The sequence below is a fragment of the Microbacterium karelineae genome, assembly GCF_009745985.1.
In the GTDB taxonomy this organism is placed as follows: Bacteria; Actinomycetota; Actinomycetes; order Actinomycetales; family Microbacteriaceae; genus Microbacterium; species Microbacterium karelineae.
Genome location: NZ_WFIX01000185.1, coordinates 1 through 21,216, shown reverse-complemented (window position 1 = coordinate 21,216; position 21,216 = coordinate 1). Strand labels below are relative to the sequence as shown.

Below are 21,216 nucleotides of genomic sequence, written 5' to 3'. Positions count from 1 at the left end.
GACCGCAGAACGGGATATCTCCGACCCTATGCGCGCGGTATCACGCCGCGATGGAGCCGTGCGGGTCGAGGACGTACTTCCTGGCCGCGCCCTGATCGAACTCGGCGTAGGCCGTCGGCGCGTCGTCGAGCGCGATCGGCGTCGCGTTCACGGCCTTCGCGATCTGCACCTTGTCGTGCAGGATCGCCTGCATCAGCTGCCGGTTGTACTTCATGACCGGGCACTGTCCGGTCGCGAACGACAGCGACTTCGCCCATCCGAGGCCGAGCCGGATCGACAGCGAGCCGACCTTCGCCGCCTCGTCGACCCCGCCCGGGTCGCCGGTCACATACAGCCCGGGGATCCCGAGCGATCCGCCCGCCTCCGTGAGGTCCATGAGCGAGTTCAGCACGGTCGCGGGCGCTTCGTGGCCGGCGTCGGCGCCGTGGCCCCGGGCCTCGAAGCCGACCGCATCGACTCCGCACTCCACCTCGGGAACGCCCAGGATCCGCTCGATCTGGTCGCGAGGGTCGCCCTTCGAGACGTCGACCGTCTCGCACCCGAACGAGCGCACCTGCGCGAGCCGGTCGGCGTTGAGGTCGCCGACGATGACGCACGCCGCACCGAGGAGCTGGGCGCTCACGGCCGCGGCGACCCCGACGGGGCCGGCGCCGGCGATGTACACCGTCGAGCCGGGCCGCACCCCGGCCGTATAGGCGCCGTGGAAGCCCGTCGGGAAGATGTCCGACAGCATCGTGAGGTCGAGGATCTTCTCGAGGGCCTGATCGCGGTCGGGGAACTTCAGCAGGTTCCAGTCGGCGTAGGGGACGAGCACGTACTCGGCCTGCCCGCCGACCCAGCCGCCCATGTCGACGTATCCGTACGCGCTGCCGGGGCGGTCCGGGTTGACGTTCAGGCAGATGCCGGTCTTGCCCTCCTTGCAGTTGCGGCAGCGCCCGCACGCGATGTTGAAGGGCACCGAGACGATGTCGCCCACCTGGATGAACTCGACATCGGGGCCGACTTCGACGACCTCGCCGGTGATCTCGTGCCCGAGGACGAGGCCCTCGGGCGCGGTCGTCCGACCGCGCACCATGTGCTGGTCGGATCCGCAGATGTTCGTGCTCACGGTGCGCAGGATCACTCCGTGGGGCACCTTGCGGCCGACATTGGCGGGATTGACGCCGGGGCCGTCCTTGAGCTCGAACTCCGGATAGGGAGTGTCGATCACCTCGACGACTCCGGGGCCCTTGTATGCGACTGCTCTGTTGCCAGACATCCTTGTCCTCTCCGGGGTGTGCGGCGGGTTTCGCCTCCCCGAGCGTCCCCCGGGTCGAATGGCACGACAATCGTCCTTCGGATGGGCTCCGGCCATACGTTCGTATAGGTCGATCACGAGGGGTGGACGGCTATCCTGTGGCGATGGACGACGGCCTGCGCGGCGACCTCCTGGGCCGGCTCTACGACGTGCTCGCATCGCCTCTGCGATCGATCGTCCGCGAGCTCTCGGCCCTCCTGGCTCCGTATGTGGCCCATTCCGCGCTCGTCGTGCTGGCCGCCGACACCAGCGGGGGGAGGCTGCAGGGAACGGGGGACGCCGCGTTCATCCGCGGCGTGAGCGGGCTCGAGCTCGACCGGCTGCGACGCGAGGCGCCGAGCGTCGAGGCGGTGCGACGTACGTCGCTGCTCATCGAGGGCGTCGAGCGCTCGGTGCTGCTCGTGCTGTCTCGCAACGATGCCGTCCTCGTCGTCGCCGATCCGGGTCCGCTCGACGACCCGTCCCAGGTGCTGGACATCTGGAACATCGTCGCGCTGCACGTGCAGGAGCGCGCGGACGAGGCCGCCCCCGAGTACCTGCAGCACGCGCGCGCGACGTCCGGTGCGCGGCTGAAAGCGCTGACGGAACTCGCCGATGAGTATTCGATGACCCTCGAATCGGTGCTCTCGATCCTGCGCTCGCCGCGGGTCGGCGACGCGGAGGCGCGCGGCGCCGGGATCGTCCGCGCTGCGGACGGACTCGTGAGTCTGCGGACCGCGAGCGACCAGGTGCGCACTCTCACCGAGGAGCCGGTCATGACGGCGTTCGATCGGCTGAAGGAGGACCTCCGCCCGATGACGCGACATCGGGAGATCGAGGTGCAGTTCGTGGACCCGCCGACCGACGGCCGTCCGCTGCCGGGGGAGGTCGCCCGCGGCGCGCGGGCCGTCGTGCGGCGTGCGCTCCTGTCGCTCGTGGACCTTCCCGGGGTGGGGCGGGCGCGTGTGCAGTGGGACTGCGACGGGACCAATCTCCTGATGAGCATCCGAGACGACGGACCCGGGACGATGTCCGGCGCGGATGCGGTGGTGGGCGGCATCCGGCAGCGCATCCAGGCGCTCAACGGACGACTGTCCGTGGATGCGACGCCCGGCTGGGGCACCGAGCTCTCCGCCGTGATCCCGCTCGACCCGCCGCGAGCGCACGCGGCGTCCGCGGCCATGGCGCACCTGCGCCCGCGCGAGGTGCAGGTCGCGGCGCTCCTGGCAGCCGGCTACCGCAATCGCGCCATCGCGGATGAGCTCGGCATCAGCGAGAACACGGTGAAGTTCCATGTCTCGCGGATCCTGCAGAAGCTCGGCACCGCGTCGCGCGGCGAGGCGATCGCCGTCCTCCTCGCCGCCAAGGGATCCTGAACCGCGTCCTGCTCCGCGCGGGGGTCGCGCACTAGGATCGTCGGGAAGACCGGGAGGTGCCGTGAGGCGGAACGCTGAGGCAATCGAGGAGGGCGTGGCGATCGCGCTCGCCGCCGCGCGCCTGCAGGTCAAGAACCGGATCCTCGTCGACACGATCGTCGACGGCGACGACTTCGCGCCCGAGGTGTTCGGGGGCGACGCCCGAGAGGCGCTCCTCAATCTCGCCGACGAGCAGGACGAGGCGGCCTCGGCGATGAGCATGCTCCGGGTGAAGGCCTGGGGGCGACACAGCGACCCGCACGGCACGCACGACTACCGCGACCGCGATGTGCGCAACCTGCGCCGCCGCGCGAAGCAGTACACGGGAGTCGCGAAGCGCCTGCGCCTGCTCGCCGAGTCGGACGACGACGTTCACAGGATCGTCGAGGACGCCCGTGATGCCGCGTGGCACGACGTCGAGAACAACATCGAGTCGCGGCTGCGGATCGAGGCGATGCGGCCCGACGACGACCCCGACTACGAGAAGATGCGCGAGGCGCGGATGCAGGCACTCCGCCTCGTCGACCTCGAGCGCCTGTCGAGCGACACGAAGAAGCGGCGATCAGCCCGAGACGCGGCCAGCTGACGCCCAGACACGCCCGGGGCTGAGGCGATGCCCGCCCGATTTCCGTTCCGAGCGGTGGGCGTTGTAGGCTATATGAGTTGCCACGGCAATGGAAGGCGCCCGTAGCTCAATGGATAGAGCATCTGACTACGGATCAGAAGGTTAGGGGTTCGAGTCCCTTCGGGCGCACCGATGTGATGAGTCGAGAGACGCGTCACCCGACGAGAGCCTGGCCGACACGCCAGGCTCTCGTCATCTGCTGGGCAGAGTCGGAGACGAAGGAGTCTCGGTGATCAAGGAGCCGCGCAGCGAGTTCATCGGGCGCCACGACGAGCTCTCCGCCCTCGACGGTCTTCTGACACGGTCACGACTGGTCACGATCACCGGGGTCGGCGGCGTCGGGAAGACGAGACTCGCGATTCGCGCTGTCAATGCCCGTACCGCCCGCTCCGGTGCACGATGCTGGTTCGTCGACCTCGGCCGCCTGCATGATGGCCGCGGCCTGCCGCTCGCCCTCGCCCGCGCGCTCCGGCGCGTCGAGATGTCGACGCGGGAACCGCTGGACTTCCTTCGCGACGAGGTCGGCGACGACCCGGCCATCATCGTGCTCGACAACTGCGAGCACCTGGTAGACGATGTCGCGGCGTTCGTCGACGATCTTCTGGAAGCGATCCCCGCGCTCACGATCGTCGCGACCAGTCGTCGGCGACTGGAGATCGACGGCGAGCAGGTGTTCCCCGCACCACCGCTCGACGTCGAGGCGACGGACGGCTCTGTCGCCGAAGCGGTCGAGCTGCTGCTGGTCAGGGCACGCAGCGCCGATGCATCGTTCGCGTTCCGCGACGACGAGCGCGAGACGGCGGCACAGCTGTGCCGGGCGCTCGACGGGCTGCCGTTGGCGATCGAACTCGCCGCCGCACGCCTGCGCACCCTGTCTGTGGCCGACCTCATGGCGCGGCTATCGGCGCGGTTCACGATCCTCGGCGGATCGTCACGCTCAGCGGTCGCGCGGCAGCGCACCCTGCGTGCGGTCGTCGACTGGAGCTACGAACTGTGCACGCCCGCGCAGCGCACGCTCTGGGCGCAGCTCAGCGTGTTCGCTGGGTCGTTCGCGATCGAGGACGTCGTCGCGGTCACGGGCGATCAGGACGGCGAGGTCGTCGATGCGCTCGACGAGCTGGTCGCGCAGTCGGTCGTCGAGGCGGATCCCGCGTCGGGCCGTTTCCGGCTCCTCGAGACCATCCGCGGCTATGGGCGGGAACGCGCCGACGACGCAGGGACGCGGCTGCGGTCGGAGCTGCGCCATCTCGACCATTATCGGCGGCGTGCGGCGGCGGCGGACGCGCAGTGGTACGGACCCGCGCAAGCGCAGATCCTCGCCGAGCAGGCGGCCGATCGCGCGGAGTCTCAGGCGGCGCTGGAGACGGCGACTGCCGTCGGCGCCGATGCCGCACTGGCTCTGTTCACGCATCTTCGGTACCACTGGGGCGTCGGAGGATTCCTCCCGGAGGGACGTCGGTGGGCCGCACGCGTGCTCGCGCTGCCGGGGCCGAGCGCGCAGAGCCGGGCATCGGCCCTCCTGGCCGCCGCATGGTTCTGCCTCCTGCAGGGAGACCTGGCGGAGGCGGACCAGTACCTGAACGAGGTGGACGGCAGGAGCGAGGCTCTGTCATCAGGACCGGCGATCGTGGTGGAGATCGAACTGCACCGTCTGAAGGGCACGCACGCGCTGTTCGCAGGTGACCCGGCGGCCGCCCATGCGGAGTTCCGTCGCTCGATCGCCCTGGCGACGGGCGCCTGTCTGCCGCACGAGGCGCTCATGGCGCAGTTCCAGCTGACCGTGGCCGCAAGTCACCTCGGTCTGCCCGCCGCCGCCGAGTCGGCCCGGGAGGCGGCGCGCTGTGCGGAGTCCATCGGCGAGAGGTGGGTGCGAGCGCTCGCGCAGTGGTCGATCGGCCTCGCGGCGTTCGCCGACGGGGAGTTGGACGAGGCGGAACGCCAGGCGAACGCCGCCCTCGCGGTCGAGGACAGCATCGACGACCCCGTGGCGGAGTGCCTGGTGCTCGAACTCCTCAGCTGGATCGACGCGGCGCGCTCGCCATCCGAGAGGTCCGCCGTTCTGCTGGGCGCCGCACGGCGCCGGTGGCGCCGGATCGGATCCGACATCTCGGTGCATGGCCCTCAGATGGCTGAGTATCACGACCGATGCGCCGCAGTGGTGCGAGCGCGCCTGGGAGAGCGCAGCTACGCGCGTCTGACCGCGATCGGCGAGCGGCTCGGCCCCGTCGAGGCCGCCTCATACGTCCCGGCGAGGCCTCCGGCGGCGGAGCTCAGCGACCGGGAGGCGGAGGTCGCCGCGGGCATCCATTCCGGGCTCAGCAATAGGGAGATCGCGGATCGGCTCGTGCTCTCGGTGCGCACCGTCGACACGCACGTGCAGCACATCCTCGCCAAGCTCGGCTTCGGCTCCCGCGCCCGCATCGCGGCCTGGTACGAGGCGCGCTACGGGGAGACATCCGCGGAGAATCGGTAATCCTACGGATACCGGCATCGGAACACGGGGCACGAGACTTGCCGTGCGGGTTCCGTTGTGCCTTCCACGTCGGAGCCGGACTCGATGACGAGGACGAGGGGTACCAACATGACGATCGCCGACACGGCATCCGCTGCTACGACGACAGAGATCGCGCCAGGACGGCTGTTCATCGGGGGCAGGTGGACGGAGGCTTCGGACGGCGGCCGCACGGACGTGGTCTCCCCGGCCACGGGGCGAAAGCTCACCGACGTGGCCCGCGGGACGACCGCCGATGCGGATGCCGCCGTGGCCGCGGCGCGCTCCGCCTTCGACTCGGGGGTGTGGTCCCAGCTGTCGAGTCGAGAACGCGCCCGCATCCTGCACCGTGCCTATGAGCTGATGCGCGACCGGGCCGAGGAGCTGGCGCAGGTCGAGAGCGCGAACGTCGGCAAGCCGATCACGTTCGCCCGCAGCGTCGACGTGAACAACGCCGCCGAACTGTACGAGTACTACGCGGCGCTCGGGCATCATCTCGACGCCGACGTCCGTGAGATCACGGCGAACGCCCACGCCTATGTCAGAAAGGAGCCTCATGGCGTGGTCGTGGCGGTCACGCCGTTCAACTTCCCGTTGATCCTCGCGAGCACGAAGATCGCGCCGGCGCTGATCGCGGGCAACACCGTCGTGCACAAGCCGGCCAGCATCACCCCGCTGTCCGCGCTGATCATGGCGGACATCCTGCAGCAGGCGGGCGTCCCTGACGGCGTGTTCAACGTCGTCACAGGGGCCGGCTCGACTCTGGGCGACCATCTGGTCTCCCACCCGAGCGTCGACAAGGTCGCATTCACCGGATCGACCGAGGTCGGGGCGCATGCCGCGGCGCTCGCGGCGCAGTCGCTCACGCCGTTCACCGCAGAACTCGGCGGCAACGCAGCGAACATCCTGTTCGCCGACGTGGATCTCGACGCCGCGATGCAGGCCGTGATCTCTGCGTTCGTCTTCAACTCCGGCCAGTTCTGCATGGCGGGTCCGCGTCTGCTCGTGGAGCGCCCGATCTACGACATGGTGCTCGAGATCCTCGGGAACGCGCTGCCGCACGTGCCGTTCGGCGACATCTCCGATCCGGAGACCGTGATCGGACCGCTCGCCAGCCGTGCGCAGCTCGAGAAGGTGGCGGGCATGGTCGATCGCGCCCGAGCCGCGGGCGCGCGCGTGATCACCGGTGGCCATCCGGTCGACCTGAATGGTGGCTTCTACTACGCACCGACCGTGCTCGCCGATCTGGACCCGGCCACAGAGATCGTCGTCGAGGAGACGTTCGGCCCCGTGCTGACCGTGCAGCCCTTCGACACAGAGGAGGAGGCGATCGCGCTCGCCAACGACACCAGGTACGGGCTGGCCAGCGGCATCCAGACCGCGGACCTCGCCAGGGCTCACAGGGTCTCGACCCGGCTGGAAGCCGGCATCACGTGGGTCAACGGGTGGGGGACGCTCGACCCCGCGATCTCGTTCGGCGGCGTGAAGTCGTCGGGATGGGGGCGTGAGGGAGGCCCCGAGGCGATGGCGTCCTACCTGAGGTCCCACTCCATCGTCATTCATCTCGGACAGGACGGCTCCCGGTGATATCGGGACGGGCCGCCGTTCTGGAGCACGGCGAACTGATCATCACGGACGTCGAGTACGACGAACCGGGAGCGGGCGAGGTGCTCGTGCGGATCGTCGCGACCGGGCTGTGCCACACCGACCTCGGAGTCGTCGCGGGCGGTGTACCGTTTCCGAGCCCCGGTATCATCGGGCACGAGGGCTCCGGCGTCGTCGAACGCGTCGGCGCCGGCGTCTCGGACGTCGTCCCCGGTGACAAGGTGCTGCTCAGCTTCACCTCCTGCGGCGCATGCACCGGCTGCGAGACGGGACATCCCGCGTACTGCGAGACCTGGGCGCCTCGGAACCTCATGGGCGCGCTGCGCGAGAAGGGGTCGGCGGGTGTGACCCGCGACGGCGGCCCTCTCGCATCTCACTTCTTCGGTCAGTCGTCGTTCGGCACCCACGCGATCGCCGACGAGCGGTCCCTCGTCAAGGTCGACGCGGACGCCGATCTCGCCGTGCTGGCACCGCTCGGGTGCGGTGTCCTCACGGGATTCGGATCGATGTGGAACGTGCTCGACCCCGGTCCGAACGACGTCGTCGCGGTGTACGGCGCCGGCGCCGTGGGGCTGTCGGCGCTCATCGCAGCGTCGCTTCGTGCGCCCGCCGCGCTGATCGCCATCGACCTGGTCGACGCGCGCCTGGCGACCGCTCGGGAGCTCGGTGCGACGCACACCATCAACGCGGGATCCGAGTCGGTCGCGGCCCGTCTGGAGGAGTTCACCTCCGGACGCGGAGTCGACCTCAGCTTCGACACGACAGGCAGCCCCGCGGTCGCGCGCGGCGCGCTCGATGCCGCCGGGATCCGCGGCACCGTCCTGGTGTGCGGCGCCCCTCCGCCCGGAACCGAGATCCCCGTCGACATCCAGGGGATCCTCGCGGGCAAGGTGCTGCGCGGCGTCACGATGGGCGACACCGTGCCGCAGCACCTCATCCCGGAGCTGGTGGAGCTGCATGCGGCGGGCCGGCTGCCGCTCGAGAAGATCGAGAAGGCCTACTCCCTGGACGAGATCTCGCAGGCAGCGGCCGACATGCGTCAGGGCGTGACGGTGAAACCCGTGATCGTGTTCTGAGCGGCGCCACCGGAATAGGCCGCGCTCGCCGGAGGTTGTCGCCTGCATGGCAGACACCGCGCAGTTCGCCGGATCCGAGTCGCTCGAGAGGATGCTCGCGGGGATCCGCTGGCGAGTGCTCGACGGCCACCGCCCGACGCTCGCGGCGGGGGAGCGGCTGCGCCTGAGGGCGGGCGTTGCAACGCTCGGGTACGTCGTCTCCGGCCGCGTCGCGGCCTCACCCGCGGCCGGCGTCGTCGACATGCCGGCGGGCGCCGCGATCGTCTCGATGGGGCGGGAGCACCACACGCTTCGCGCCGACACCGCCGCCGAGCTGGTGGTCTCCGAGCTCGAGCTGGTGTCCGGCGCGCCGCCGGAGACCGACGTCATCCCCGACCTTCTCGCGGTGTCGGCGTTCGCCGATGCCGAACCGACGATCGCGGCGGTGGCCGGCGACATGGCGCGGGACGGATGCGCGGTCCCGCGCCCCGCGAACGGCACGATCTGCGCGCTCATGGCCACGACGGTGGTGCTCGCGGCGATTCGCGCGTGGGCTGAGGCCGGCTGCGCGCCGACCGGCTGGCCCGCGCGCTCCGCGGATCCGTTCCTCGCGCGCGTTCTCGACGCGATCCACGCCGATCCGGGGCGGCCCTGGTCCGTCGAGCGCCTCGCGGCGATCGGCGCGATGTCGCGCACGGTGTTCGCGGACCGGTTCCGCGCCGTGACCGGGCGGACACCGGCCGCCTACCTCACGGCTGTCCGCGTCGACGCAGCCAAGACGCTCCTCGCGGACGGTGCCAGCGTGTCCGATGCGGCGCGACGGCTCGGATACGCCTCGGACGAGGGCTTCAGCCGCGCGTTCCGCCGGAGCACCGGCCTGGCACCCTCCGCGTGGCGCGCGCGGCCGGTCCTGGAGCCCGCGTAGGAGACCGCGGCAGAGCCGGATCCGCGGGTCGGCGCGACGTGCGTCGATGCGCATCCGGCTCGTCTCCGCGCGAGGGGCGCGGTGGCGCGGCCGGGCCTACCGTGCGCCGGATCCGCGGCCGGCCGCGACGAACAGCGCGGTGCCGACACCCGTGCAGATCGCCGCGAGCGCGTAGGTCGGCGGCACGCCGCCCAGGTCGACGATCAGGCCGCCGAGGCCCGCCGCGAGGACGATCGCCAGCTGGAAGCCGACGACGACGAGGGCGCCGCCCGACTCGAGGCGGTCGGGCGCGTGGCGGCCGATCCACGCGTTCAGGACGATGAGCCAGCCGCCGAACGCCGTGCCCCAGACGAAGACGGCGATGCCGAACACCCACGCGGATCCGGATCCGACGAGCGCCACGAGGATCGAGGCCGCGACGAGCATCGGAACGGCCGCGCGCAGCGTGCCGAGGTGGCGGTCGACGAGCGCACCCGTCGCGACGTTGCCGACGAGGCCGCCCGCGCCGAAGAGCACGAGCATGAGCACGACGCCGGCCTCGTCGAGGGGCCGCCCGTCGATGCTCACCCGCTCGAGCGCGAGCCGGATGTACGTGTACGCCGTGACGTGGCCGAAGACGATCAGCACGTGGCCCACGAGCCCCAGGGAGAGGCCGGGGCGGCGCAGCGTGTCGACGAGGCCGCGGATGCTCGTCGCCTTCTCGGCGGGAACGGACGGCAGCAGGATCCGCAGGCCGAGCGCGACGCCCGCCGTGACGACGGCCGCGGCGACGAACACCGCGCGCCAGTCGGCGAAGCTCGACAGCAGCACGCCGATGGGGACGCCGGCGACGGTCGCGAGCGAGACGCCCGCCGTGGTGAACATCACGGCGCGGCCGAGGTGCTCCGGGCCGGCGATGCGCGCCGAGACGCTCAGCGACATGGCCCAGAACCCGCTCAGCGCGATGCCGAGGAGGATGCGCGCGACGAGGATCAGCCAGAGCTGCGGGGCGAATGCGACCGCGAGGTTCGACACGGCGGCGGCCGCCGCCAGCACGGCGAGCAGCGTGCGCCGGTCGGCCTTCGGCACGACGAGCCCCACCGTCGGGGCCGCGATGAGCCCGACGAACGCCGTGACCGTGACGGTCTGCCCGGCCTGTCCGGGCGTCACCCCGAGATCGGCCGCCATGTCGGTGAGGAGGCCGTTGGGGAGGAACTCCGCGCTGACGAGCGAGAAGCTCGTGAGCGTCATCATCACGAGGGCGGCGTAGCGCAGCCGCGTCGGCGCAGGCGCGGCGGCGGGCGGGATCCGGACGGTGTCGGTATCGGTCATGCTTCGACGCTCGCAGGGCGCGGTCCGCGCCGCCCGACCGAGCGTCCGGCGCACCCGACCGATCGTCCGGGACGATCAGAGCCTCGTCGCGCGGCCTCCCGCGCCCTATGCTCAGGGCAGGGTGTCGTCATCGAGGGGGAGGGCGCATGACCATTCCGGTTCCGGCCGACGAGGGGCGCGCGAGCCTCGTCAGGCAGGTGGCGCTGCGCGCCGTGTCGAAGCTGCTCACGAGCGTGTACTCGCTGTACCGCCTCCACCCGGCCCTGTGGCGCTTCGCGGCGCGGCGCTACCGCCCGACGCTCGACCGCTTCGCGCGGCTGCACGCGTGGATGATGTGCCAGCACGGCTTCCTCGACGTGCCCGCATACCGGCACTTCCAGCTCGCGAACGGCTTCCGCTTCCGCTGGTGGGACCTGGAGCGGTACACGCCGACCGACAAGGCGGACTATGTCGTGCCCTACGACGAGGCGGATCGATGCTGGGGCGGGCGCATCGAGATCGCGGGCACCGTGATCGACGAGTCGAGCGGATCCAGCGGCACCCCGTTCAACTGGATGCGCTCGAAGCGAGAGCTGTCGACCGTGCACCGCAACGTCGCCGGATACGTCACGTCGCTCTTCGGGACCAGGCGGCTGTTCTGCATCAACGCGTTCTCGATGGGGGCGTGGGCGACCGGCACCAATACGGGCATCGCGATGGCGCGCGTGGCGATGGTGAAGAACACGGGCCCCGACCTCGACAAGATCGTCGACACGATGCGGCACTTCGGGCCGCGCTACACCTACCTCGTCTCGGCCTACCCGCCGTTCCTGAAGCACCTGCGTGATCGGCTCGACGCCGAGGGCTGGGAATGGGACCGCTGGGACCTCAACGGCTTCGTCGGCGGCGAGGCGATGACGGAGGGGCTGCGCGACTACCTGCAGGAGCGGTTCCGGCGCGTGTACTCCGGCTACGGGGCATCGGATCTCACGATCGGGATGGGCGGCGAGACCGACCTGTCGGTGTGGCTGCGGCGCAGCCTGATCGCGCATCCGGGGCTGCGCGCCGAGGTGCTCGGCGACGACGAGACCCGTACGCCGATGGTGTTCCAGTACAACCCGCTCGACACATACCTCGAGACGACCCAGGACGGCGAGCTGCTCGCGACGCTGAACGCGACGTCGATCATGGCACCGAAGCTGCGCTACAACATCCATGACGAGGCGGCCCTCGTGTCGTTCCCCGAGATGCGGCGGCACGTCGCCCGCCATCCGCGCCTCGCCGCCGAGTTCGACCGCGCCCACGCGACGCAGCGGCTCGGGCTGCCGTTCCTGCTGCTCTACGGGCGCTCCGACGCGACGATCTCGTACATGGGGGCGAACATCTACCCGCTCGACGTCGAGAACGGGCTCTACCGCGACAATCCGCACGCCCGCGCGATCGCGTCGTTCACGCTCGGCCTCGTCGACGTCGGCCTGCACGACCGTCGGCCGATCGTGCACCTCCAGCTGCGCGAGGACGCGGAGCTCTCGGACGCCGCGCGCGACGAGCTCGCGACGCGGGCTTCGGCGGGCGTCGTCGCCCACCTCGCCTCGGTGTCGCGCGACTTCGCGCAATCGCTCGAGGAGGATCCCTCGACGGGCGACATCCGCGTCGAGGTGCACGACTTCGACACGGGCCCGTTCGCGGGAGGGCCGAAGAAGATCAAGAACGTCTACCTCACCGACGAGGGCTGAGCCGTGCGCACGGACGACTTCTCGCACGCGCCGCCCCATTCCCGCTGCGAGGCGATGGTGCTCGCGCCCGCCGACGCCCGCCCCGCGCGGCGACGCGACGGACGAGGGCGGTCGTTCCGCATCGTCGACGGATCCCGCCGCGCGCGCATGACGCTGTTCGCGGCCGTCGACGATGCCAGGGCGTACGCGGCGCGCACGCCGGGCGCGCGGCTGTGGACGGCGGATCCGCACGGCTTCGCCAACGGATCCTATGCGGGGCGCGATGGGCTCGACGTCATCGAGCGCTTCACGCCCCTGTCGGCCGAGCGCGAGCGGGGCGTCGACCCTCCGGCCGTGCGCCGCCCGCCCGGCGTCGCGGAGCGGCCCACGCGCGCCGCGCGGAGGTCGCAGCGGCGCGCGGACGACGACCGCCCGGGCCCGCTCGACGCGGGCGCGCTCTTCTTCGGCGAGACCCGCTATCGCTCGCCGCTGTCGTGGATCGCGTTCTCCCGACGCTGGGTGCGGCTCGTCGCGCGCATGTCGCGGATGCGCGGCTACCGCGGGCACCGCGTGTACTGGACGGCGCCCTTCGCGCTCGGGACGATCGCGTTCTTCGCCGACGACGACGCGATGCTCGCGATGGCGCGCGGCGCCGAGCACCGCGAGCTGATGGTGTGGCTCACGGCGACGGATCGCTGGGCGACCGCCGGGTTCATCCGCTTCTACCGCGCCGAGCCCGAGCGCGAGGATCCTCCGCTCGCCGTGCGCGAGGTGACGACCGGTCGCGAGCTCGGGGCGTTCGTCGGCCAGCCGCTGCGGGCGGCCGAGCGAGAGCTCGCGGTCCCGCTCCTGCGCCCCGTGATCCGCTCCTGGTTCGCCGGCACGAGCCCGCATCCGGAGCTCATCACGCTGCTGACGGCGCACGACGCGTCGGGCCGCGCCGTGGCGCGCACGACCGTGCACACGGATCCGCGTTTCGACGAGAAGATCGGCGCCCGCGCGCTGCTCTTCGGGGCGACCGACCTCGGCGGCGACGAGCGCGCGGGCCGCGCGGCGATGGCCGCCCTGCTGCCCGAGCTCGAGCGCCGCGCCCGCGCGATCGGCGCCCGCGAGCTCGTCGGGCCCGTCTCGCTCCTCCCGAACCAGGCCGGCGGCGTCATCACGAGCGGATTCGACGAGCGCGGCTTCGTCGACTCGGCCTGGAACGCCGAGTGGGTGCCCCGCGCATACGAGGAGGCGGGGTTCGCGCGCTGGAATGAGTCGGACACGTGGATCGTCGACGTCGCCGGCAACGGGGATCCGGCGCCGCCCTCGGCCGACGAGCTCGCGCGCGCCGGCATCACGATCGAGCACGCGTCGCGCCGCGACGTGCCGCGCCTGATCCCCGAGGTGCGTGAGGTCCTCAACGCGGCATTCGCGCAGCTGCCGTACTACACGCCCATCACCCCCGACGAGATGGCCGCCGCGACCGACGGACTCGCCTGGCTCCTCGACGAGCGGCTGCTCCTCGCCGCGCGAGATCGCTCGGGCGACCTCGTCGCGTTCGTCATCGCGATCCCCGACATCACCCGCGCCGTGCAGCGCAGCGGCGGGCGGATGGATCCGCTGACGCTCGCCCGCCTTCTCGCGGGCCGTCGCCGGATCCGCGACGCCGTCCTCGTGATCCAGGGCACGCGCCCCGACGCACAGGGGAGGGGCATCCTCACGCTGCTGAGCCGCGAGCTGCAGCACGGCCTGCGCGCCGGCGGCTACCGGACCCTGCGCTCGACGTACGTCGGCCGCGACAACCCCGCGTCGGCGCGCCAGTTCGAGCGCTTCGGCGGGCGCCCGCTGCACGGATACACCTTCTATCGCAGGAGCATCGATGGATGACGCGGCTCTCAGCGCTGTCGCCCGCGCCGCCGGCCGTGCGCCGAGCGCGCACAACGCGCAGCCGTGGCGCGTGCGGCAGACGGCCGACGGCTTCGATGTCGGGCTCGACGGCGACCGGCTCCTGCGGGAGGGGGATCCGACCGGACGCGACGCCCTCCTCGGGCTCGGCTGCTGGATCGAGGCCGCGGCGATCGCGGCGGCCGAGCGCGGGCTCGCTCTGCGCGCCGAGGCCGTCGACGGGGCGCTGCGCGCATTCGACGCGGATCCGGCGACCGCGCCGGAGGATCCCCTGGTCCGGGCGCATCTCGAGGTGGGGGAGGCGGCGACGCCGTTCACGTCGGCCGATGTCGACCGCCGCGCGGTGTATCGCGGGAGGCTCGTCACCTCGGGCGACGCCGGCATGCCCGACGCGCTCGGCGAGCCGTGGCTGCGTCTGCTGCGCGTGCCTCCCGGCGCCTCTGCGCGGCTCATCGCGGCGGGCGACGCCGGATCCGCGGGCCGCCCGGCCATCGCACGCGAGACGGTCGACTGGCTGCGATTCACCTCGAGGGATCCGCGATTCCACCGCGACGGCCTCACGGCGCCGGCGCTGCTGATCCCGCCGCGCGCCGCCCGCGTCGCGGCCGCTGTGACGGCGAGGCCCGTCGGGCGCCGCGCATTCGCGGGGGCACTCGCCGCGGCGTCGCGGCTCGCTCCGCTGACGGCGCGCGGCGGGCACCCCGGGCTGTTCGTGCTCGTCGCCGATCACGCGCCCTCCGGGCGGATGTGGCCGCGCGGCCCCGAGCCCGGCGACGTCGTCCGCGCCGGGCGCGCGCTCCTCCGCGCGTGGCTCGCCGCGCACCGCGCGGGCTGGGCCGTCGCGCCCGCTTCGCAGGTCATCGATGGGCCGCGCGCGCACGCGGCCCTGCGGCGCGGCCTCCGGCTGGCCACCAGCAGCTCCGCGCTGGCGGTCTTCGCGGCCGGGGCGCCGGATGCCGCTCCGCCGCGCTCGCCGCGCCTCGTCGACCGCCACCTCCACGCGAGCGGGTAGAGACTCGCGGGCGAGCATCCGATCGGATGCTCGCCCGCGAGAGACGATCTCGCCGCAGCTCAGAGCTCGGGGCCCGCGTTCTCGCGGCGCTTCCAGTCCTCCCATGACGGGTCGCCCGACATGAACTGCTCCACCTCGGTCTGCGACGCCGTCAGCTTCGGGTCGTGCCGCAGGTAGGCGCGGGTCTCGCGCGCGATGAGCCCGGACAGGATCAGCAGCCCGATGAGGTTCGGCAGCGCCATCAGGCCGTTCATCACGTCGGAGAACAGCCAGACGACCTCGAGCTCGGTCGTGCAGCCGACGTAGACGACGAGCGCGAACACGACGCGGAACGGCATGACGGCGCGGCGCCCCAGCAGCTTCTCGATCGCGCGCTCGCCGTAGTACGACCAGCCGAGCACCGTCGAGAACGCGAAGAGCGCGAGCCCGATGGTCACGATCCAGTGCCCCCATTCGCCGGGGAGCCCGTGTGTGAACGCCTCGCCCGTCATGAGCGACGCGGGGATCTGCGCGCCCGCGTCGTCCGTGAACGTGAACGCTCCGGTCGTGACGATGACGAGGCCCGTCATCGTCACGACGATGATCGTGTCGATGAAGGTCTGCGTCATCGACACGAGGCCCTGGCGCACGGGGTGGCTCGTCTGGGCGGCGGCCGCGGCGATCGCCGCGGATCCCATGCCCGACTCGTTCGAGAAGATGCCGCGCGCGACGCCGAACTGGATCGCGATGATGATGACGGATCCGGCGAAGCCGCCGGCCGCGGCCGATCCCGTGAAGGCGTCGCGGAAGATCGTCGCGAACGCCTCGGGGACGTCGCCGATGTTGACGATGAGGATGTACAGCGCCGCGAGGATGTACAGCACGATCATGACGGGGACGAGGCCCGCCGTGACGCGGCCGATCGACTTGATGCCCCCGACGAGGACGACGAGCACGATGACCGTGAGGATGATGCCCGTCAGCCACGTCGGCACCGAGAAGCTGCTCTCGAGGTTCGCCGACACCGAGTTCGCCTGCGTGAGGTTGCCGATGCCGAACGAGGCGAAGATGGCGAACAGCGTGAAGGCGAGGGCGAGGATCTTGCCGAAGACGTTCGGGATCCCGCGCTCGAGGTACTGCTGCGGCCCGCCGTTGCGCTCGCCCGCCGTGTCGGTCGTGCGGAACCGCACGCCGAGGAACGCCTCGCTGTACTTCGACGCCATGCCGACGAGGCCCGTGATCCACATCCAGAACAGCGCGCCGGGGCCGCCGACCGCGAGGGCCGTCGCGACGCCGACGATGTTGCCGGTTCCGACGGTCGCCGCGAGGGCCGTCGTGAGCGCCTGGAACTGCGAGATGTCGCCGCCCGCGCCGGCGTCCCTGCGGCGGAGCAGACCGAGGCCGAGACCGGCGCCGAGACGCACGAACTGGATCCCGCCCAGCCGGATCGTGAGATACAGGCCCGTTCCGAGCAGCAGCGGGATGAGCAGATACGGTCCCCAGATGAAGCCGCTGGCGGCGCCGAGGAACGCGATGATGTTGTCGAGCATCGTGGTGGTGTCTCCTGGTCGGGCGCGACGTCGCGCCGAGTGACGGAAGATGCGGCCGGATGCGGCCGATGAGGGAGAGTGTAGGGGTGCGCGGCGCCCATGCCGAGAGGGGGCGTCCATCGGCGATGCGGCCGAAACATCTCGTCACACCCGCGCGCCACGGGGCGCGGAACGCGGGGATCCGGCGACGCTCGTTTCGGCGCTGGCGCCGTCTCTCGCTACCGTGGGACCCATGCCCACTCCTACCCCCACTGAGACTCTCGACGTCGTCGGACGCCTCGAGGCCGAGCAGGAGATGCCCGAGCCGATGCGCGCCGACGTGCGACTCCTCGGCACGCTCCTCGGCCAGGTGCTGCGCGAGAGCGGCTCGGACGGCCTCTTCGAGGACGTCGAGCGCCTGCGCACGGCGACGATCGAGGCGTACACGGATCCGTCGTCCGGCGCGTTCGACCGCGCCGTCGCCATCGCGGACGAGCTGTCGCCCGCCCGCGCAGACGAGGTCGCGCGGGCGTTCACCTGCTACTTCCACCTCGTGAACCTCGCCGAGGAGCGCCACCGCGTGCGCATCCTGCGCGACCGCGACGGGGCATCGCCCCGTGACCCGCGCGGCACGATCGCGGGCGCCTACACCGCACTCGCCGACGAGATCGGCGAGGATGCGGCGCGCCGACGCCTCGAAGGTCTGTGCTTCCACCCCGTCTACACGGCGCACCCGACCGAGGCCCGGCGCCGCGCGGTGTCGACGAGCATCCGCCGGCTGTCGTCGCTCGTCGACGCGCTCTCGGCGGCGCCGCGCGAGGGATCCGCCGAGCAGCGCACGCGCCGACAGATGCTCGAGGAGATCGACACCCTCTGGCGCACCTCGCCCATCCGTCCCGAGAAGCCGTCGCCCCTCGACGAGGTGCGCACGGTGATGGCCGTCTTCGACGACACGCTCTTCACCGCGATCCCCGAGGTGTACCGCCGCGTCGATGACGCGCTGCAGGGCGCCGCCGCGGGCGGCACCGCTCCCGCCGTGCGGCCGTTCGTCCGCGTCGGCAGCTGGGTCGGCGGCGACCGCGACGGCAACCCGTTCGTCACCGCGAAGATCAGCAGGAAGGCGGCCGCGATCGCGAGCGAGCACGTGCTGCTCGGCCTCGAGCGAGCGGCCCAGCGCGTGGGCCGCGGTCTCACGCTCGGCGACGCCTCGACGGCGCCCAGCGCGGAGCTGCAGTCGCTGTGGGCGCGCCTGCGCAGCGCCGACGAGGACGCCGCGGCCGATATCGCGAAGCGCTCGCCGAACGAGCCGCACCGCGCGACCCTGCTCCTGCTCGCCCGCAAGATCACCGCGACGCGGACGCGCAACGCCGACCTCGCCTACCGCGATCCCGAGGATCTCATCGCCGACCTGCGCACCGTCCAGGCGTCGCTCACAGGCGCGGGCGCCGCGCGCCAGGCATACGGCGAGCTGCAGAAGCTCATCTGGCAGGTCGAGACTTTCGGCTTCCACCTCGCCGAACTCGAGGTGCGCCAGCACTCGGCCGTGCACGCCAAGGTCCTCGCCGAGCTCGACGCCGGCGAGCCCCGCAGCGAGCTCACGGAGGAGGTGCTCGAGGTGTTCCGCGCGATCGCCTTCGTGCAGGATCGCTTCGGGCCCCGCGCCGCCGGCCGCTACATCGTGTCGTTCACGCAGTCGGCGGAGGACCTCGCGAACGTGCACCGTCTCGCGCGCTACGCGGTCGGCGAGGGCGGCGCGCTCCCCGTGCTCGACGTGATCCCGCTGTTCGAGACGTTCGATGACCTGCAGGCGGCACCCGGAATCCTCGCTGAGATCGTCGACCACCCCGCGTTCGCGGCGCGGCTGGAGCAGACGGGGCGCCGCCTCGAGGTCATGCTCGGCTACTCCGACTCGTCGAAGGACGTCGGCCCCGTCGCGGCGACGCTCGCGCTGTATGAAGCGCAGGCGCTGATCGCCGACTGGGCGCAGGCTCACGACATCGAGCTCACGCTGTTCCACGGCCGCGGCGGCGCCCTCGGGCGCGGCGGCGGGCCGGCGAACAGCGCGATCCTCGCGCAGCCGCCGCACTCGGTCGACGGCCGCTTCAAGCTCACGGAGCAGGGCGAGGTCATCTTCGCCCGCTACGGTGATGCCGACATCGCGATGCGGCACGTCGACCAGGTCGCGGCCGCGATCCTCACCGCCTCTGCGCCCTCGAACGAGGACCGCAACCGCGAGGCGGCCGAGCGGTTCGCCGATGTCGCGCAGCGGATGGAGCAGGCGTCGCGGGCGCGGTTCTTCGATCTCGTGAAGGCGGATGGCTTCGCGCCCTGGTTCGCGACCGTCACGCCCATGGAGGAGGTCGGGCTGCTCGCGCTCGGCTCGCGTCCCGCCCGCCGCGGCCTGTCGGTCGAGTCGCTCGAGGATCTCCGCGCGATTCCGTGGGTGTTCGCCTGGACGCAGGCCCGCATCAACCTCGCGGGCTGGTTCGGCCTCGGCGCGGCGCTCGACGCCGTCGGGGACGAGGCCCTGCTGCGCGAGGCGTACGCCGAGTGGCCGCTGTTCCGCACCATGATCGACAACGTCGCGATGAGCCTCGCGAAGACCGACGACCGGATCGCGCGCCGGTACCTCGCCCTGGGCGACCGCGACGACCTCGCGGCGCTCGTTCTCGATGAGATGTCGCTGACCCGCGAGTGGGTCGTGCGGATCGTCGGCGGAGACGACCTGCTCTCGAACAAGCCGGTGCTGCAGCGGGCGGTCAAGCTGCGCAGCCCGTACGTCGACGTGCTGTCGCTCCTGCAGCTGCGGGCCCTGAGGGCGCTGCGCGATGCGTCGGAGGACGTGCCGGCGGATCCCGAGGCGCAGCGTCTGCTGCTGCTCGCGGTCTCGGGCGTCGCGGCCGGCCTGCAGAACACGGGCTGACGCTCCGACTGGTCACGACACGCCCTGTCCGCGTTGGCGGATTCCAGTGGTGGTCGCAACACCGGGTGTTTTATACGAGTTGTAGCAGACGCTCGGCTGGGGTGTCCCAACCGAGTGTCTTGCGGGGACGGCCGTTGAGTTTCTGCGCGACGTGCTCGAGATCTTCCGGACCGTGGATCGACAGATCGGTGCCCTTCGGGAAGTACTGCCGCAGCAGCCCGTTGGTGTTCTCGTTCGAGCCGCGTTGCCAGGGCGCGGCGGGATCACAGAAGTAGACCGGGACGTTCGTGGCGATCCGGAATGCCTTGTGGTCGGCCATCTCCGATCCCTGGTCCCAGGTCAGCGACCCGCGCAGATGCGCAGGCAACGAACCGATCAGGGGGACGAGAACATCCCGGACAGCCTCGGCGGTATGGTCGCTAGGCAGATGCCCGAGCATCACGTAACGCGTGGACCGTTCGACGAGGGTGACGATCGCGGACTGGTTGCCCGCCCCGACGATCAGGTCCCCTTCCCAGTGCCCGGGGACGGCGCGGTCTTCGACGTCCGCGGGGCGGTCGCTGATCATGATCATCGGATCGACGAACCGGCTCGTGCGGTGTCCCGGCGATCGGTGCGGCTTACGACGGGTCCGTCCGGTGCGCAGCGCGTCGACGACGGCGCGTTTCAGGCCGCCGCGGGCCTGGACATAGATCGCCTGGTAGATCGTCTCCGTGCTCACCTGCATGCTCTCGTCGCCGGCGTGATCACGCGACAAGACGCCGCTGATCTGCTCCGGAGACCATTGTTGCGCCAACCGGTCCGACACGAACTCCCGCAGCCGTCCCGGCTGGGCGAGCTTCGCTGGCTTCGGGCGCGCCCGTTTCACGGCCGCGTCACGATGCGCGCCATACGGCAGATAGACGCCGCCGGTGGTCCGGGCGTCGAGCTCGCGTTTGATCGTCGATGCCGACCTTCCCAGGTCCCGGCCGATCGCCCGCAACGACCAACCGAGTCGGGTCAGATCCGCGATCTTCTCCCGTTCTGGAAGCGACAGCAGACGAGAACCCGTCTGCTCGGGAACCTGTGATGGTGGTGGAGTCGTCATGGACTCCATCGTGACCTGACCGGTGGAGTAATTCACGCGGCGCCCGTCGGGATGAAACCGCGAGTTCCGCGAGTGATGGACACCGTGGTCCCAGTCCTGGGCGGTGCGTTCGTGGATCCCGACCCGCTGGGCCGCGTCTCGTCGAGACGCTCCCTCTTCCCGGAGCCGCTTGTACTCGCCCTGGCGCGAATCCGGACGCGGCTGGCGGACCGATCGCTTTCCCGCTTTCCGCGCCCAATTGCGGGCGGTGTAGTAGTTCACGCCCAGCTCGCGAGCGGCGATCCCCACGTTGCCGACCTCGTCGAGCAGGACGAGGAACTGTTGACGCTTCTCCGAAAACGACACGATGGCCGCGACCTCCTGAAAGTCAGGGCGTTGCGACCACCGCTAGAACCCAAC

Annotated in this window: 14 protein-coding genes and 1 tRNA gene; 11 read left to right on the top strand and 4 right to left on the bottom strand. The window is 71.4% G+C overall.

Annotated features, from left to right (window positions below):
• Positions 1–40: 40 nt before the first annotated feature.
• The gene (fdhA, locus tag GB932_RS12220; protein ID WP_156760981.1) at positions 41–1,258 is read right to left on the bottom strand and encodes a formaldehyde dehydrogenase, glutathione-independent; all 1,218 of its coding nucleotides are present in this window, start codon (positions 1,256–1,258) and stop codon (positions 41–43) included.
• 143 nt (positions 1,259–1,401) lie between these two features.
• On the opposite strand from fdhA, the gene GB932_RS12215 reads away from it, so the two are divergent.
• The 7 genes from GB932_RS12215 (at position 1,402) to GB932_RS12185 (ending at position 9,392) form a co-directional block, all read left to right on the top strand.
• Positions 1,402–2,652, top strand: coding sequence for a helix-turn-helix transcriptional regulator (locus GB932_RS12215; RefSeq protein WP_156760980.1), 1,251 nt, complete (start codon positions 1,402–1,404; stop codon positions 2,650–2,652).
• 94 nt (positions 2,653–2,746) lie between these two features.
• Entirely contained in the window at positions 2,747–3,277 is a 531-nt protein-coding gene (locus GB932_RS12210) for an asparagine synthase (RefSeq protein WP_231916163.1), read from the top strand.
• 95 nt (positions 3,278–3,372) lie between these two features.
• Positions 3,373–3,445: transfer RNA gene (locus GB932_RS12205), tRNA-Arg, on the top strand.
• Positions 3,446–3,545: 100 nt separating this feature from the next.
• Positions 3,546–5,789, top strand: a complete 2,244-nt coding sequence (locus tag GB932_RS12200; protein ID WP_156760978.1) for an ATP-binding protein — start codon at positions 3,546–3,548, stop codon at positions 5,787–5,789.
• A gap of 108 nt (positions 5,790–5,897) precedes the next feature.
• On the top strand, positions 5,898–7,394 hold the full coding sequence (locus tag GB932_RS12195; protein WP_156760977.1) for an aldehyde dehydrogenase family protein: 1,497 nt from the start codon (positions 5,898–5,900) through the stop codon (positions 7,392–7,394).
• Positions 7,391–8,488: an NAD(P)-dependent alcohol dehydrogenase gene (locus tag GB932_RS12190; RefSeq protein WP_156760976.1), complete on the top strand. Its 1,098-nt coding sequence runs from the start codon at positions 7,391–7,393 to the stop codon at positions 8,486–8,488. The genes GB932_RS12195 and GB932_RS12190 overlap by 4 nt, the downstream gene beginning before the upstream one ends.
• Before the next feature lie 46 nt (positions 8,489–8,534).
• A complete protein-coding gene (locus GB932_RS12185; protein ID WP_156760975.1) occupies positions 8,535–9,392 on the top strand; it encodes a helix-turn-helix domain-containing protein in 858 nt (285 codons plus the stop codon).
• 96 nt (positions 9,393–9,488) lie between these two features.
• Here GB932_RS12185 and GB932_RS12180 read toward each other — a convergent pair whose 3' ends face one another.
• Entirely contained in the window at positions 9,489–10,703 is a 1,215-nt protein-coding gene (locus tag GB932_RS12180; RefSeq protein WP_156760974.1) for an MFS transporter, read from the bottom strand.
• Between the two features lie 146 nt (positions 10,704–10,849).
• Here GB932_RS12180 and GB932_RS12175 point away from each other — a divergent pair, with 146 nt between their 5' ends.
• The 3 genes from GB932_RS12175 to GB932_RS12165 are packed head-to-tail and all read left to right on the top strand — an operon-like array spanning position 10,850 to position 15,299.
• Positions 10,850–12,418: a phenylacetate--CoA ligase family protein gene (locus GB932_RS12175; RefSeq protein ID WP_156760973.1), complete on the top strand. Its 1,569-nt coding sequence runs from the start codon at positions 10,850–10,852 to the stop codon at positions 12,416–12,418.
• Between the two features lie 3 nt (positions 12,419–12,421).
• Positions 12,422–14,269, top strand: coding sequence for a hypothetical protein (locus tag GB932_RS19470; RefSeq protein ID WP_231916162.1), 1,848 nt, complete (start codon positions 12,422–12,424; stop codon positions 14,267–14,269).
• A complete protein-coding gene (locus tag GB932_RS12165) occupies positions 14,262–15,299 on the top strand; it encodes a hypothetical protein (protein ID WP_156760972.1) in 1,038 nt (345 codons plus the stop codon). Before GB932_RS19470 ends, GB932_RS12165 begins: the two co-directional genes overlap by 8 nt.
• Positions 15,300–15,358: 59 nt before the next feature.
• On the opposite strand, the gene GB932_RS12160 is transcribed toward GB932_RS12165, so the two are convergent.
• Positions 15,359–16,828 carry an alanine/glycine:cation symporter family protein gene (locus GB932_RS12160; protein WP_156760971.1) on the bottom strand — a complete coding sequence of 490 codons (1,470 nt, stop codon included), beginning with the start codon at positions 16,826–16,828 and terminating at the stop codon, positions 15,359–15,361.
• Between the two features lie 232 nt (positions 16,829–17,060).
• Here GB932_RS12160 and GB932_RS12155 point away from each other — a divergent pair, with 232 nt between their 5' ends.
• Positions 17,061–19,730 carry a phosphoenolpyruvate carboxylase gene (locus GB932_RS12155; RefSeq protein ID WP_156760970.1) on the top strand — a complete coding sequence of 890 codons (2,670 nt, stop codon included), beginning with the start codon at positions 17,061–17,063 and terminating at the stop codon, positions 19,728–19,730.
• A 70-nt stretch (positions 19,731–19,800) separates the two neighbouring features.
• Here the strand turns inward: GB932_RS12155 and GB932_RS12150 are convergent, their stop codons facing one another.
• Complete coding sequence (locus GB932_RS12150; protein ID WP_156760168.1) at positions 19,801–20,934, bottom strand: IS30 family transposase; 1,134 nt, start codon at positions 20,932–20,934, stop codon at positions 19,801–19,803.
• Between the last annotated feature and the right edge of the window lie 282 nt (positions 20,935–21,216).